Raw genomic sequence first — 14853 nt, 5'->3', positions numbered from 1 at the left:
CTACGGGTCTGAACCAGCGGCCCCGCGCCGCGCGTTCCTCACCACAAAGGCAGCTTCATCATGGTCGAAGAGCTCCCCCGCAGCAGCGGCGCCGTCCTCGGTTTCAAGATGTCTGAGCGTCTGCACGACCAGGACTACCACAACTTCGTCCCGATCATCGACAAGGCGGTCGCCGAGCACGGCAAGGTGCGGCTGCTGGCCTCCTTCCACGACTTCCACGGCTGGGACGCCCACGCCCTGTGGGACGACATCAAGTTCTCCACCACCCACTGCCACAGTGTCGAGCGGATCGCGCTGGTCGGCGACAAGCAGTGGGAGAAGTGGATGGCAAGCGTCTGCAAGCCGTTCACGATGGCCAAGATCCAGTACTTCGACGCCTCGGAAACCGACAAGGCGTGGGCGTGGCTCGAAGAAGCGTAGCCCACCCCCCGCCGCGTCTGCGTCTCCCCCTCTCGGTTCTCCATCCACCAAGCGTATGAGCAAGCACCAGCACGGCGGCCACGATTCCCACTCCCACAGCGCCAAACGCCGCGCTCCGCACAAGGACGTGCGGCTGTGGATCGCGGTGGCGCTGATGCTGGCCGCGATGGTCGCCTACGTGATGACGATGGACGAGTCGGAGATACCGGGCGAGGCGCCGGGCCCCGAAGTGCCAGCCGCGCTGTAGGTCGGGCCGTGCCTGACGGCTAATAGGTCAGGCTGTGCCTGACGGCCCAGAGAGTCAACGTCCGCCCCGCTTCCGACCCTCCGGAAGCGGCGTGCATCCCGCTGCCCGGCAGGCACTTAATCGCCGACGCGCCATGAAGAAGCATGAACTGGCGGCGGCGCTGGCGTTCACCGTGCTGGCGTTCGCGCCCAGCGCCCGCGGCGGACCGCCCGACCCGCCCGCGGCCGTCGAGCTCGAGCTCGGCCGCAGCGTCGCGGACAGGCCGATCGTCGCCCGGGCGTGGGGCTCGGGCCCCGACACGGCGCTGGTGATCGCCAGCATCCACGGCAGCGAACCGGCCGGCACGCCGCTGGTGGAGCGGTTCGAGCAGTGGCTCGCGGAGCACCCCGACGCGCTGGCCGGCCGGCGTCTGGTAGTCGTGCCAATCGCCAACCCAGACGGCTACGCCAATCGCGAGCGCTTCAACTCCAACGGCGTCGACCTCAACCGCAACTTCCCGGCCGACAACCGCACGGAGCACCGCCGGCACGGCCCGACGGCCCTCTCGGAGCCGGAGTCGGCTGGGCTGATGCGGCTGCTGCGTACGCACCCCCCGCAGCGGGTGCTGAGCATCCACCAGCCCATCGCGTGCGTCGACTACGACGGCCCCGCCGAGGCGCTCGCCAACACGATCAGCACGGCCATCGCCGGCCGCCTCCCCGTCAAGCAGATCGGCAGCCGCCCCGGTTCGCTCGGCTCGTACGTCGGCGTAACGCTCGGCGTGCCGATTATCACGCTCGAGCTGCCGGAGCACGCCGAGGACGACCCAGAGAAGTTGTGGCGCGACTACCGGGGGGCGCTGGAGGCGTTCGTGAAGGGCGCTGCCCCGTAGGTCAGGCCGTGCCTGACGCAGCGGCGGAGACCGCGCCGCCGATCGGGGCCGCCGCGTGGTTGGGGGGAGCGGATCGCCGTGGCGGACCCCCCCGGGCGCGGTCGACACAACCGGTAACCTATCGGGAGTGCTGGCGCCGCTGGCTGGGTTTGTCGATGACGGAAGCTGGGCGAACAACGGAGCTTGTTCTAGCGCCCATTCTTGAATCGCTCAGATAGGAGATCTGACTGTGGACACGTCGCCAATCCAGCGTCCCGCCCTCACCCCTTCGGCAGCTCCCCGGTCGGGGGCCACCAGCCTGCCCGCCCTGATCGGCGTTGCGGTGCTTGTTTCCGCCTTCAACTACGTGGCGCTCACCCAGCCGGCGTACGAACGGCTGATGCGGCTCGAGAAGCAGATCGTGCGGCTCGAAGGGGGGGTCGACCGCCTGATCACAGAGAGCGACAAGCCCGACGGCACGTCGCCGCTGTTGGCGCGCCTCGCGGCGCAGCGGAGCGAGGTGGCGGCGGCCGGCGTGACCTTGGATGAGATCGAACGCTTGCAGGCCCGGCTGAGCCGCGGCGCCGACCAGTTGGCCCGGCTCACGGCGATCGACTCCAAGCTTTCCGCCCTGCACGCCCGGGCCGAGAAGACCGACCGCTTGGTGGCCGACGCCCTGGCGCTGGGCGGCGAGATCGACGAGGCGCGTCAGGCGGCCCAGCAGGCCAGCAGCGACGTGGCGCAACTGGCGATGGTGCAGCGGCGGCTGGCCTCGATCGCCGGGCAGGCCCGCGACGCGGCGCCGGTGCTAGACGACCTGTGCCTGTTGTCGGATCGGCTTGTCGACGCCGGCCCGCTGACCGGCGACGCGATCGAGAGCGCGGCGGCGCTGGTCGAGCTGCAAGAGAACCTGGTCTACCACACCTCGGGCGCCGAGGCGACGCAGCGTGCGCTCGCCGAGCTCAACGCGCTGCAAAGCCAGATCGCCCGCACCGAGGGCGTGATCGAGGACTGCCGGACGGGGCTCGACTCGCTGGCGCGGTTCCGCGAGCAACTGATCGGCGAGTCCGAGTCGCTGGCCGACGCCGAGTTTGTCATGCAGTCGATGAGCCAGCTGCTGGCCGACTTCGGCGGGGTGCGCTCGACGCTGGCCCAGTTCCGCGAGGTGATGATCGACCTGGTGCTGATGCAGCCGGCGATCGACCGGGCCGTGGCCGCCCTCAAGCCGGCCGCCCAACTGCCGCTGACCCGCCAGGCGCCGACGCCGGCGACCCGGATGGCGGCCTCGCCGGACGGATCGTCTGCGAAGTAGCAACCGGTCCTCCCCTCCCCCCAGGGGGGAGGGGCCGGGGGAGGGGGCTTAGAGGCTGAAAACTAGTCGCTTGGCGATTAGCCTCTCCGAGGCTCCCCCTCCCCTAACCCCTCCCCCTGAAGGGGGAGGGGGACACGCAGCTACGCTCCCTGGCTGAACGTAAAGGCGTCGCCGTCCCAGTCGATCTTGACGGCGGCGCCTTCGGGGAAGTGGCCCCGGAGCAGCTCGGTGGCCAGCGGGTTCTGCAGCTCGTTCTGGATGACCCGCTTCAGCGGCCGGGCCCCGTAGGTGGGGTCGTAGCCCTGATTGGCCACCTCCTGACGGGCGGCCTCGGTCACGTCGAGGCTCAGGCCGTTACGCTCGACCAGCTTCGCCAGCCGGTCGATCTGCAGGTCGACGATGCGGCGGATCTCTTCGCGCCGGAGCGGGTGGAAGACGATCACGTCGTCGATGCGGTTGAGGAACTCGGGGAGGAAACGCGACTCGAGCGACTCCTCCACGGCCTCTTTCATTTCCTGTTCGCTGCCCCCCTGTTGGGAGATTTGCTGGATGAGTGGACTGCCGATGTTTGAAGTCATCACGATGATCGTGTTCGTGAAGTCGACGGTGTGGCCGTGGTTGTCCGTCAGACGGCCGTCGTCCAGCACCTGCAGGAGGACGTTGAACACGTCGCGGTGAGCCTTCTCGATCTCGTCCAGCAGCACCACGGAGTAGGGGCGGCGACGGACCGCTTCGGTGAGCTTGCCCCCCTCGTCGTAGCCCACGTACCCGGGGGGGGCGCCGATCAGCCGGCTGACGGTGTGCTTCTCCATGAACTCGCTCATGTCGAGCCGGACCATCGCCTTGTCGTCGTCGAACAGCACCTCGGCCAGCGCCTTGCAAAGCTCCGTCTTGCCGACGCCGGTGGGCCCGCAGAACAAGAAAGAGCCAACGGGCCGGTTGGGGTCCTGCAGGCCGCTGCGGCTGCGACGCACCGCGTTGGCGACCGCCTCGACCGCCTCGCTCTGGCCGACCACGCGTTGGTGGAGCCGCTCTTCGAGGACGATCAGCTTGGCCTTCTCTTCTTCTAGCATCCGCGTCACCGGCACGCCGGTCCAAGCGCTGACGACCTCGGCGATCTCGTCCGGCCCCACCTCTTGGCGGAGCAGCTTCTTGTGCTGTGGCCCCTCCTTCGGTTCGGCCGACTGCTTGGCCTCGATCTCGTCGAGCCGCGTCGCGAGCTTGCGCTGCGCCAGGTCCAGCTCGTACAGCTTCTGGTAGTCGGCCTCGTCGATCGGAACGCCGACCGACTGCTTTTCCTTGATGACGCCCGCCTGCTGCGCGTAGGCGTGCTTGGCGGCCTCCAGCTTGCCGCGCACCTCGCCCACGTCCCCCACGCCCAGCTTCTCGGCCTCCCACTGCTCGCGGAGGCTGGCCAGCTCGTGCCGCAGTTTGGCCATTTCTTCGTTGACGTCGTCCAGCCGCTGTTTGGCGTGGGTTTCGGTCTCGTCCGCTAATTGTCGCGCGGCAAGCTCTAGCTGCACCAGCCGGCGCTGCACATGGTCGATCTCGGTGGGCACGCTCTGCAGCTCCATCGCTAGGCGGCTCATCGCTTCGTCGACCAGGTCGATCGCCTTGTCCGGGAGCTGCCGGTCCGCGATGTAGCGGGAAGAGAGCTCCGCCGCCGCGACGAGCGCGGAGTCCTTGATCTTTACGCCCTTGTGGTGCGCTTCGTAACGCGGCTTAAGGCCGCGGAGGATAGCGATGGTGTCCTCGACGGTGGGCTCGCCGACGAAGACGGGCTGGAAGCGGCGCTCGAGCGCCGCGTCTTTCTCGATGTACTTGCGGTACTCGTCCAGCGTGGTGGCCCCCACGCAGCGCAGCTCGCCACGCGCCAGCGCCGGCTTGAGCAGGTTCGCCGCGTCGGCGCCCCCCTCGGCGGCGCCGGCGCCGACCACGGTGTGCAGCTCGTCGATGAACAGCACCACCTGGCCGCCGGCGTCTTGGATCTCGCGCAGCAACGCCTTGAGACGCTCCTCGAACTCGCCGCGGAACTTGGTGCCGGCCACCAGCGCCCCCAGGTCGAGCGCCACGACGCGTTTGTTCTTGAGGCTCTCCGGGACGTCCCCCTCGACGATGCGCAGCGCCAGCCCCTCGGCGATCGCCGTCTTGCCGACGCCGGGCTCGCCGATTAGCACCGGGTTGTTCTTGGTGCGGCGCGAGAGCACCTGGATCACGCGGCGGATCTCTTGGTCGCGCCCGATCACCGGGTCGAGCTTCCCCTGGCGGGCGCGCTCTACCAGGTCGATGCCGTACTTCTCGAGCGCCTGGAACTTGCCCTCGGGCGCCTGGTCGGTGACGCGGGCCGAGCCGCGTACGCTCTGCAGGGCGGTGAGGATGTCTTTGGCGTCGACGCCGCTGAGCCCCAGCGTGTCCTTCGCCTTCCCCTTGGTGGTCGCCAGGCCCAGCAGCAGGTGCTCGGTGGAGACGAACTCGTCCCGCATCTCGTCCGCTTTGGCCTGCGCGGCGTCGAAGACGGCCTGCAGCTCTTTGCTGGGCGCCGGCGGCGCGCCGCCCGAGACCGTGGCGATGCGGCCAAGCTCCGACTGCACGATCCCCCGCAACTGCCCGGCGTTCACCCCCAGCTTGTCCAGCAACGGCCGGACGACGCCGTCGGTCTCATCGACAAGCGCCAGCAGCAGGTGCAGCGGCTCGATCTGCGGGTTGCCCCGCTCGGCTGCGAGCTCCTGGGCGCGCTGCACGGATTCTTGGGCCTTGATCGTCAGCTTGTCGAAACGGAAGGGCATGAGGGGGAAGAGGCTCGAGGTTGGGGGGTTAGACGTTGAGACGTTGGCGCAGGCGTGCAGCGATGCGCAGCGCGCGGCCGGTAGCTGCCGACATAGGGGTCGGCGCGTTCGGGAGGGTGTAGCAGCGCAGAGCGCCGACGGGGCGGAGCCCGTCGGCTAGTGGCGTTGCGTTGGGGAAACTCTGGGGAGTCGCAGCGCTTGCTTGCTTACCCCTCCTTCACCTCGAACTCTGCGTCCACCACGTCGTCGTCATCACCGGGCTTTGCTTCTGCCGAGCCGGGGGTGGCGCCGTCGCCGTCGGCCGCGGCTTTGTACATCGCCTCGCCCATCGCGCGGTTGGCGGCTTCGAGCTCGCCGACGGCGGCCTTGATGGCGGCGGCGTCTTCGCCCTTGGCGGTCTCACGGACCTTGGTGATGGCGGCCTCGATGGGCGCCTTGTTGGCCTCCGACAGCTTGTCGCCCTGCTCCTTCATGGTCTTCTCGACCTGGTAGGCCAGCGAGTCGGCCTGGTTGCGGGCCTCGATCAGCTCCCGCTTCTTCTTGTCCTCGCCGGCGTGCTCCTCGGCGTCCTTGCGCATCCGGTTGATCTCGTCCTCGCTGAGGCCCGACGATTGCTCGATCTTGACCGTGGCTTCCTTGCCGGTGCCCAGGTCCTTGGCGCCGACGTTGAGGATGCCGTTGGCGTCGATGTCGAACTTCACCTCGATTTGCGGCACGCCCCGCGGCGCCGGCGGGATGTCTTCTAGGTTGAACTGGCCCAGCAGCCGGTTGTCGGCGGCCATCTCGCGTTCGCCCTGGAACACCCGCACGGTCACGGCCGACTGGCTGTCGTCCGCGGTGCTGAACACCTGCTTGCGTTCGGCCGGGATGGTGGTGTTCTTCTCCACGAGCTTAGTCATCACGCCGCCGAGGGTCTCGATGCCCAGCGACAGCGGGGTTACGTCCAGCAGCAAGATGTCTTGCACGTCGCCGGCCAGCACGCCACCCTGGATCGCGGCGCCGATGGCCACCACTTCGTCCGGGTTGACGCCCTTGTGGGGGTCCTTGCCGAAGATCTTCTTGACCATCTCCTGCACCATCGGGATGCGGGTCGAGCCGCCCACCAGCACCACCTCGTCGATCTTGGCGGGGTCGAGCTTGGCGTCCTTCAGGCACTGCATCACCGGGCCGCGGCACCGCTCGACCAGCGGGTCGACCAGCTTTTCAAACTGCGCCCGGCTGATGGCCATCTGCAGGTGCTTCGGGCCGCTGGCGTCGGCGGTGATGAACGGCAGGTTGATGTCGGTGCTCTGCGACGAGCTGAGCTCTTTCTTGGCCTTCTCGCACGCCTCTTGCAGGCGCTGCAGGGCCATCGTGTCCTTGCGCAGGTCGATCCCTTGTTCCTTCTGGAACTCACCCGCGACGTAGTTGATCAGCTCCTCGTCGAAGTCGTCGCCCCCCAGGTGGCCGTCGCCGCTGGTGCTGATGACGCGGAACACGCCGTCGGCCACTTCAAGGATCGACACGTCGAAGGTGCCGCCGCCGAGGTCGAAGACGCAGATCGTCTCTTGCTTCTTCTTGTCGAGGCCGTAGGCCAGCGAGGCCGCGGTCGGCTCGTTGATGATCCGCATCACCTCGAGGCCGGCGATCTGGCCGGCGTCTTTGGTGGCCTGCCGCTGGGCGTCGTTGAAGTACGCCGGCACGGTGATGACGGCCTTGTTGACCTTGTGGCCCAGGTACGACTCGGCCGACTCCTTCAGCTTGCGGAGCACCTTGGCCGAGATCTCTGGAGGCGTGGTTTCTTGGTCGCCGACCTTGACGCTGACGTAGTCCTCGGGCCCCCCCATGATCTGGTAGGGGACCATCTTCTCTTCGGAGGCGACCTCGTTGTGCCGCCGGCCCATGAACCGCTTGATGGAGTAGACGGTCTTGGTGGGGTTGGTGACGGCCTGTCGGCGCGCGGGCTCGCCGACCAGCACCTCGCCCTTATCGGTAAAGGCGACCACGCTGGGGGTCAGGCGGTTGCCCTCGGGGTTGGGGATGACTTTGGCCTCTTTGCCCTCCATCACCGCTACCACGGAGTTGGTGGTTCCCAAGTCGATGCCAATGATTTTTTCGCCGGCGGCCATGGTGTTCTCCTAGATTCGCTATCAGTTCATACCGGTCGGGCCGGCAGGGAAATCGGATGGTTCAGGCGGCGCGTAGCGCCACGGGCGTCCAAAAGAGCAAAGACCGTGCCGGCAGTCTGTAAATGGCGCCAGCTTGACTTAAACTGTTTGAGGGAAGAAGCTTGCAGCGGATTTCGGCTCGCCAGCGGCCGCGGGTTGGCTGCCGGGCCCGATGGAGCGGCCTGCCATAGTTGCAGCCGTCGGCGGATGCGACCCGCCCCGCTGCCGGCAGACCTGATAATTTGGCAGGCGACCCTAAGTAACCCTTTTCTGGTGCTCCGTTTACGCACGGCCAATGGCTGGGGAACAGATGGCGAAGAAAAGTCGGCCCGATGAAGAAGCCGCGCCCCCGGACGTGCGGCGTCAGGTTGCGGAACTGGATCGGCAGATTGCCGCGGCGGTCGGAAGGCGCGCGGAGCTCACCCGCCAGGCCGCGGCCGATGGCGGTGGGGTGCTCGAGCGGCTCGAGGCCAAGTCGCTGCAGGACGCCGCCAAGCTCGCCGGCGGGCTCGGCGCCGAGCGGATCGTGGCGGTCTTTCGCGAGGTGAACGCGGCCTGCAGGCCCTCGTCGCCCCAGTGCCGGATCGCCTACTTGGGGCCCGAGGACACGTTTAGCCACATCGCGGCCATCCACCGGTTCGGCGCCGCGGCCGACCTGACGCCGGTGGCGACCATCGCCGCGGTGTTCCAGGAGGTGGAGTCGGGCGCGGCCGGGTACGGCGTCGTGCCGATGGAAAACTCAACGGACGGCCGGGTCAGCGACACGCTGGAGTGCTTCAGCCGCTCGCCCGTGCGGATCTGTGGCGAGCTGCCCCTGCGCGTGCACCACTGTTTGCTGGGGACCGGCAAGCGGGCAGACGTGCGACGCGTGTTCAGCAAGCCGCAGGCCCTCTCCCAGTGCCGCAACTGGCTGGCCCAGCACCTGCCCCAGGCGCAGGGGCAGCCGGTCGCTAGCACCGCGGAAGCAGCCGCCATGGCGGCCAAGGACCCCGCCGCGGCCGCCATCGCCAGCCGGCAGGCGGGCCAGCGGCTCGGGCTGCGGCTGCTGGCAGAGGATATTGAGGACCAGAAGGACAACATCACCCGGTTCGCGATCATCGCCCCGCGGCCCGCGGAGAAGACCGGCGCCGACAAGACTGCGCTCATGTTCGAGACCCCCCACGAGCCGGGCGCCCTGGCCGACGCGATGGCGGTGTTCAAGCGCAAGGGGCTGAACCTGACCTGGATCGAGTCGTTCCCGGTCCCCGGCAGCCGGGGGCGGTACCTGTTTTTTGTCGAGCTGGTGGGGCACCAGGCGGAGGTGCGTGTGCGGAGGGCGGTCGAGGCCCTGCAGAAGAAGGCCCTGATGCTGGAAGTGCTGGGCTCCTATGCACATGCGGAGCCGATCGGCTAGACTTTGCGGCAAATCGCCCGCTAACCGGGCGTCCGCCCCCCGCCGACCGTCAGGCCCCCCTGCTGTGATCATCATCCTCCGTGAAAACGCGACCGAAGCGCAGGTCGATCACGTCGTTAAGCGCGTCGAGACGCTCGGCTTCCAGGCCCACCTGAGCAAGGGCACCTACCGCACGGTGATCGGCGTGATCGGCGACGAAGAGAAGCTCCTCGCGGCGCCGCTGGCCGCGATCCCCGGGGTCGCCAAGGTGGTGCCGGTGATGCCGGCGTTCAAGCTGGCCAGCCGGGAGGCGCACCCCCAGCCGACCGTGGTCGACGTGGCGGGCACAAAGATCGGCGGCGGGCACTTGGGGATGATCGCGGGCCCCTGTGCGGTCGAGAGCGAAGAGCGGATGAACGACATCGCCGCGGCCATCAAGGCGGCCGGCGCGAACCTGCTCCGCGGCGGCGCCTACAAGCCGCGCACCAGCCCCTACGCGTTTCAGGGGTTGGGAGAAGAGGGGCTGAAGATCTTGCGCCGCGTCGGCGACGCCCACGGCCTGCCAGTGGTGACCGAAGCGGTCGATCCCCGGCACGTAGAGCTGGTGGCCGAGTACGCGGACATGATCCAGTTGGGCGCCCGCAACATGCAGAACTTTGTGTTGCTGACCGAGGTCGGCAAGACGCACAAGCCGGTGCTGCTCAAACGCGGCATGGCGGCCACCGTGAAGGACCTGATGATGAGCGCCGAGTACGTGGTGGCCCAGGGCACGACCGACGTGGTGCTGTGCGAGCGCGGCGTGAAGGGTTTTGACAACGCCTGCCGGAACATGCTCGACATCGCCGCGGTGCCGCAGATCCAGCAGATCTCGCACCTGCCGGTGATCGTCGACCCCAGCCACGCGACGGGCCGGCCGGAGCTGATCCCCGCCTGTGCCCTGGCGGCCGTGGCGGCGGGCGCCGACGGGGTGCACATCGAGGTGCACAACTGCCCCGAGGAGGCCATGTCGGACGGTCCCCAAGCGTTGCTGCCCGAGCAGTACGCGGAAGTGATGGGCCAGATGAAGAAGGTGGCGGCAGCGGTAGGAAAGACCTGGTAGCCCGTGGTCCGTAGTCAGCAGCCCGCTGGAAGCGCGAGCGCCTTTCAGCGGGCCCATGGCAGCGGACCACCAGCCACAAACCACTGACAACGGACGAAACAATGCGTAGACCCCTGATTGCCGGCAACTGGAAGATGAACACCGACCGCGCCAGCGCCGTGGCGCTGGCCAAAGCGGTAGCCGAGAAGTCGGGCCCGGCCAAGCATGTAGACCTGCTCGTCTGCCCCCCCGCGGTCTACCTGGCGTCGGTCGCCGAGGCCCTATCTGGGACCCCCGTGGCGCTGGGGGCCCAAAACGTCTACTTCGAAGACAACGGGGCGTTTACCGGCGAGACCAGCACCTCGATGCTGACCGACCTGGGGGTCGAGTTCGTCATCCTGGGTCACAGCGAGCGCCGGCACGTGCTGGGCGAGACCGACGCCGACGTGGCGAAAAAGACGCTCAAAGCCTTGGACGCCGGCCTGGCGCCGATCGTTTGCGTGGGCGAACTGCTGGAAGAACGCGAGGCGGGGCGTACCGCCGAGGTGATCGCTAGCCAGTTCGAAGGCTCGCTGGCCGGCGTCAGCGAAGACCAGATGGCCAGCGTCGTGATCGCCTACGAGCCGGTCTGGGCCATCGGCACCGGCAAGGTCGCCAGCCCCGAGCAGGCCGAAGAGGTGCACGCCGACCTTCGCAGGCTCCTCTCGGAACGCTATAGTCCTGCATTGGCCGAGAAGGTTCGCATCCTCTACGGCGGTTCGGTCAAGCCGGGGAACGCCGCGGAACTGATCGGGCAGCCGAACATCGATGGGGCCCTGGTCGGGGGCGCCAGCCTGAAAGCGGACGATTTTCTCGGCATTGCCACGGCGGCGCCGGCGGCTGAGTAGGCCGCCCGGTAAGTAGTCAGCCGAACGAGTAACAAGCCACACCGCGGGTTTCACCCGGGCCCCGCACATTCCAACCGCTTCGCGCTATGGTCTATCTGCTACAGATCCTCCTCTCTGTAACCGCCATCTTCTTGATCCTGCTGGTGCTGGTCCAGCGAGGTCGTGGGGGCGGTTTGGCGGGCGCCCTTGGGGGCCCCGGCGGATCGAGCGCGTTCGGCGCCAAGGCCGGCGACACCTTCACGCGGATCACCATCTACGCCGCTGCGTTCTGGATCCTGCTGTGCATCGGCGCCGCCTATTGGGCCGGGCACCAGGGCGACCCGCTGTTGGGGGGCGCCGATGTACTGCATGCCCCGGCCGGGAAAGCCGACTCGGAAGCTGATACAGGCGAAGCTGAAGCAGGCGAAGCTGAAGCGGGCGAAGCTGAAGCGGGCGAAGCCGATGAAGCGGGCGGCGCGACAGACGCCGCCGCAGACGCGCTCCGGCCAGCCGGCCAAGACGCTCTGACCGACGAAACGCCGGCCGATGAGCCCGCCCCCGGTTCTTGAGGTGCGGCGGGGTTCTTGACGCCAAAGGAGCGTAACGTTGCTCGTCAGCATGACCGGATTCGGCGAGGCCCATAGCCAAGGGGGCCCGCTGGAGATCGCCGCCGAGGTGCGGACCATCAACAGCCGACACCTCAAGGTGTCGTTGCGCTGTCCCGAGGTCTACAACTCGCTCGAACCGCTTATCGAGTCGTTGGTGCGCGGTCAGTTCCGCCGCGGCACGGTGCAGGTGAACCTGCGGGTGCTGCGCGCCACTGCGGCCGACGATTACTGCATCAACCGGGGCGTCCTCGAGAGCTACTACAAGCAGATCGAGGCGATTGTCGCCGCCCACCGATCGGACGACGTGCCGATGCACGCCCTGCTGACCCTCCCCGGGGTGATCGAAGAGCACAAGACGCGTGTCGAAGACCCCCAGGCCGATTGGCCCCAGATCGAGCCGATCGTACGCAAGGCCTGCGAGGCCGCCAGCCAGATGCGTCTGGCCGAGGGACGCGCCCTGGCGGACGACCTGATGAGCCAATGCGAGTCGATCGACCGCTGCCTGCAGAGCATCGCCACCCGCGCGCCGAAGCTGGGCGACGACTACCGCCAACGCCTTACCGCCCGGATCGACCGCGCGCTGGCCGGGATGGACATCTCCTTGCAGCCGACGGACGTGATCCGCGAGGTCGCGATCTTTTGCGACCGCAGCGACATCAGCGAAGAAGCGGTCCGCCTCCGCAGCCACCTGGAGCAGTTTGAGAGCACGGTCAAGAAGGCCGAAGGGGGCGGGCGGAAGCTAGAGTTCATCACCCAAGAGATGGGCCGCGAGGTGAACACGATCGGCTCGAAGGCCAACGACACCGAGATCTCGGCGAACGTGGTCGACATGAAGACCGCGCTGGAGCGGATCCGAGAGCAGATCCAGAACGTTGAGTGAAGTTGAGCCCGGGCGCTGGGTTGAGCACGGGGCGGTGGGCGGAGAAGCAGAGCGGAGAAATGGACCAGTTGCGTGGGAAGGTGGTGATCGTCTCGGGCCCCTCGGGGGTTGGCAAGTCTACGGTTGTGCGCGGCCTGCTGGACCGCTTCGACGGGCGGCTCCGGCTGAGCGTCTCTGCCACCACGCGCCCCCCCAGACCGGGGGAGCAGGACGGCCGCGAGTACCACTTCCTCAGCGACGCCCAGTTCGCCGCACACCACGCGGCGGGCGAGTTTCTGGAAGCGGTCGAGGTTTTCGGCCGCGGCCACTGGTACGGCACCCTCCGCTGCGAGGTGGACCCTAGGCTGGCCGAAGGGGTCTGGGTACTCTTAGAAGTTGATGTCGAAGGGGCCAAGCGGGCCAAAGGGGTCTTCCAGGACGCGGTTTCGGTGTTCATCACGCCGTCATCGATGGAGGAGCTTGAACGCCGCCTGAGAGACCGAGGCACCGAAACCCCCGACGCCATCAGCCGGCGACTGGCGGTCGCGAAACGCGAGTTGGCCGAGGCCGGAGACTATCAGCACCAAGTGATCAACGATCGAGTCGAAGACGCGGTTGACGAGATCTCGCAGATTTTAGTCGAGAACGGCATCAACGAGCCCGTGTCGCATTAGGCGCCGGGCGCCGTCGTTTCGGGCTGGGCGCCCGCCGAGCACTGCAAGCCATACCATGGGGGCCCGCGAGGGCGAACGGATGATCGACGCGTTGAAGGAAGAAGAGATCGTCAACAAGGTTGGCGGGCGTTTCAAGCTCTCTACGTTGATCCAGAAGCGGCTGGTGGCGCTCAACGCCGGCGCGCGGCCCCTGGTCGACCTGGAGACCAAGGAAAAGATGGAGATCGTTGTCGAGGAGATCCTCCGCAACAAGATCTACCTCGATTCTTCCAACGAGCTGAAGATCACCGGCAGCTCGCCGAGCGTCGGCGGCCCGATCGACTTCGACCTCGACAGCCTTTGATCGGCCCCGCATGGGTTTCTGTCGAGCGCGTCGCAACCGCACCGGGGCCGAGTCACTGACCTGGGGTAGGCATGCCAGCTGAAGTCGTCATCGGCGTCTGCGGCGGGGTGTCTGCCTACAAGACCGCGGCCGTGGTGAGCCGGCTCGCCCAGGACGGCTACGGCGTGTCGGTAGTCATGACCCGGGCGGCCCGCCGCTTTGTCGGCCCGGCCACGTTCGCCGCGCTCAGCGGCCGACGCGTGGTGCAGGGGCTGTTCGACCAGGCCGACCACCCGCTGGGCCCGCACATCGAGCTGGCCCGCTCAGCCGACCTGCTGTGCATCGCCCCCGCCACGGCCGGCCTGCTCTCGCAAGCCGCGGCCGGCGCCGCCGACGACTTGCTCAGCACGCTGCTGCTCTCCTTCACCGGCCCGATCTTGCTGGCGCCGGCGATGAACGTTGAGATGTGGCAGAAAGCCGCCGTGCAGCGGAACGTAGAACGCGTACGCGAAGACGGCCTGCACATCATCTCCCCCGGCCGGGGCTGGCAGAGCTGCCGCGAGGTAGGCCCCGGGCGGATGGCGGAGCCCGACGAAATCGTGGCGGCGATCCAGGCGGCCATCCGCGGCAAAACCTAGCGAACCTTGGCGTTGCCCCACACGCTCATCACCTCCGGCCCGACGCGGCAGCACCTCGATCCGGTGCGCTACCTCACGAACGCCTCGAGCGGGCAGATGGGGGCGGCACTGGCCGCCGCGGCGTTAGAGCTCGGGCATAAAGTAACGGTCGTTTCGGGTCCGGTAGAGGTGGAGTACCCGAACCTCTGCCGGGTGGTGCCGGTCGTCTCTACCGAAGAGATGCTAGCGGCCGCGGCCGAGTTGTTCGAGGACGCCGACGGGCTGATCGGCGCCGCGGCGCCCTGCGATTACCGGCCAGAAGTGGTTGCTAGCCAGAAGATCTCGAAAACCGGGGCCCCGCTGGAGCTCCACCTGGTGGAGACCGACGACATCGTGGCCACGCTGGCCGCCCGCAAGGGCGCCCGCTGGGTCGTGGGTTTTGCCCTAGAGACGGACGACCACCGCCTGCGGGCCATCGCCAAGCTGGAACGCAAGCACTGCGACCTGATCGTGTCCAACGGCGCCGAGGCGATGCGTTCTTCGCACAACTCGGTCGAAGTGCTGGCGCCGGACGGCTCGACGGTCGGCCGATTCGAGGGGCTGAAGACGGACGTCGCCCGGGGCATCCTGTCGGTGATCGACAGCCGGTTGTGCCGCCCGGCGTCGCGGTAGCAGCCCGCCGACAGGCGTAGTAG

At 67.9% G+C, this 14853-nt stretch carries 15 protein-coding genes; 13 read left to right on the top strand and 2 right to left on the bottom strand.

What is annotated here, in order from left to right; translation table 11 throughout:
- Window positions 1-60 precede the first annotated feature (60 nt).
- The 4 genes from Pla175_RS20150 to Pla175_RS20135 all read left to right on the top strand — a co-directional run bounded on the left by Pla175_RS20150 (window position 61) and on the right by Pla175_RS20135 (window position 2829).
- On the top strand, window positions 61-420 hold the full coding sequence (locus Pla175_RS20150) for a SpoIIAA family protein (RefSeq protein WP_145289661.1): 360 nt from the start codon (window positions 61-63) through the stop codon (window positions 418-420).
- Window positions 421-475: 55 nt separating this feature from the next.
- On the top strand, window positions 476-667 hold the full coding sequence (locus Pla175_RS20145; protein WP_145289658.1) for a hypothetical protein: 192 nt from the start codon (window positions 476-478) through the stop codon (window positions 665-667).
- A 133-nt stretch (window positions 668-800) separates the two neighbouring features.
- Entirely contained in the window at window positions 801-1538 is a 738-nt protein-coding gene (locus Pla175_RS20140) for a DUF2817 domain-containing protein (RefSeq protein WP_145289655.1), read from the top strand.
- Window positions 1539-1767: 229 nt separating this feature from the next.
- Window positions 1768-2829: a hypothetical protein gene (locus Pla175_RS20135; RefSeq protein WP_145289652.1), complete on the top strand. Its 1062-nt coding sequence runs from the start codon at window positions 1768-1770 to the stop codon at window positions 2827-2829.
- A 140-nt stretch (window positions 2830-2969) separates the two neighbouring features.
- Here Pla175_RS20135 and clpB read toward each other — a convergent pair whose 3' ends face one another.
- Both clpB and dnaK read right to left on the bottom strand, forming a co-directional pair.
- The gene (gene clpB / locus Pla175_RS20130) at window positions 2970-5615 is read right to left on the bottom strand and encodes an ATP-dependent chaperone ClpB (protein WP_145289649.1); all 2646 of its coding nucleotides are present in this window, start codon (window positions 5613-5615) and stop codon (window positions 2970-2972) included.
- A gap of 206 nt (window positions 5616-5821) precedes the next feature.
- The gene (gene dnaK, locus Pla175_RS20125; RefSeq protein ID WP_145289646.1) at window positions 5822-7723 is read right to left on the bottom strand and encodes a molecular chaperone DnaK; all 1902 of its coding nucleotides are present in this window, start codon (window positions 7721-7723) and stop codon (window positions 5822-5824) included.
- Between the two features lie 349 nt (window positions 7724-8072).
- On the opposite strand from dnaK, the gene pheA reads away from it, so the two are divergent.
- The 9 genes from pheA (at window position 8073) to Pla175_RS20080 (ending at window position 14830) form a co-directional block, all read left to right on the top strand.
- Complete coding sequence (pheA, locus tag Pla175_RS20120; RefSeq protein ID WP_145289643.1) at window positions 8073-9155, top strand: prephenate dehydratase; 1083 nt, start codon at window positions 8073-8075, stop codon at window positions 9153-9155.
- A 64-nt stretch (window positions 9156-9219) separates the two neighbouring features.
- Window positions 9220-10233, top strand: coding sequence for a 3-deoxy-7-phosphoheptulonate synthase (gene aroF, locus Pla175_RS20115; protein ID WP_145289640.1), 1014 nt, complete (start codon window positions 9220-9222; stop codon window positions 10231-10233).
- Window positions 10234-10334: 101 nt separating this feature from the next.
- Window positions 10335-11099, top strand: a complete 765-nt coding sequence (gene tpiA / locus Pla175_RS20110; RefSeq protein ID WP_145289637.1) for a triose-phosphate isomerase — start codon at window positions 10335-10337, stop codon at window positions 11097-11099.
- 86 nt (window positions 11100-11185) lie between these two features.
- Window positions 11186-11647, top strand: coding sequence for a preprotein translocase subunit SecG (secG, locus tag Pla175_RS20105; protein ID WP_145289633.1), 462 nt, complete (start codon window positions 11186-11188; stop codon window positions 11645-11647).
- A gap of 37 nt (window positions 11648-11684) precedes the next feature.
- Window positions 11685-12566: a YicC/YloC family endoribonuclease gene (locus Pla175_RS20100; RefSeq protein WP_145289629.1), complete on the top strand. Its 882-nt coding sequence runs from the start codon at window positions 11685-11687 to the stop codon at window positions 12564-12566.
- A gap of 59 nt (window positions 12567-12625) precedes the next feature.
- On the top strand, window positions 12626-13219 hold the full coding sequence (gmk, locus tag Pla175_RS20095; protein WP_145289626.1) for a guanylate kinase: 594 nt from the start codon (window positions 12626-12628) through the stop codon (window positions 13217-13219).
- A 79-nt stretch (window positions 13220-13298) separates the two neighbouring features.
- Window positions 13299-13562 (top strand): DNA-directed RNA polymerase subunit omega, encoded by a 264-nt coding sequence (locus tag Pla175_RS20090; protein ID WP_145289623.1) that lies wholly within the window; start codon window positions 13299-13301, stop codon window positions 13560-13562.
- 71 nt (window positions 13563-13633) lie between these two features.
- Window positions 13634-14179: a flavoprotein gene (locus Pla175_RS20085; protein WP_145289620.1), complete on the top strand. Its 546-nt coding sequence runs from the start codon at window positions 13634-13636 to the stop codon at window positions 14177-14179.
- 12 nt (window positions 14180-14191) lie between these two features.
- Window positions 14192-14830 (top strand): phosphopantothenoylcysteine decarboxylase domain-containing protein, encoded by a 639-nt coding sequence (locus tag Pla175_RS20080; protein WP_145289617.1) that lies wholly within the window; start codon window positions 14192-14194, stop codon window positions 14828-14830.
- The last annotated feature ends 23 nt before the right edge of the window (window positions 14831-14853 follow it).

Origin of the sequence: Pirellulimonas nuda (assembly GCF_007750855.1) — a bacterium.
Classification (GTDB): Bacteria; Planctomycetota; Planctomycetia; order Pirellulales; family Lacipirellulaceae; genus Pirellulimonas; species Pirellulimonas nuda.
Note: the sequence above shows the minus strand (reverse complement) of the source record. Positions and strands in the feature narration are given on the sequence as shown.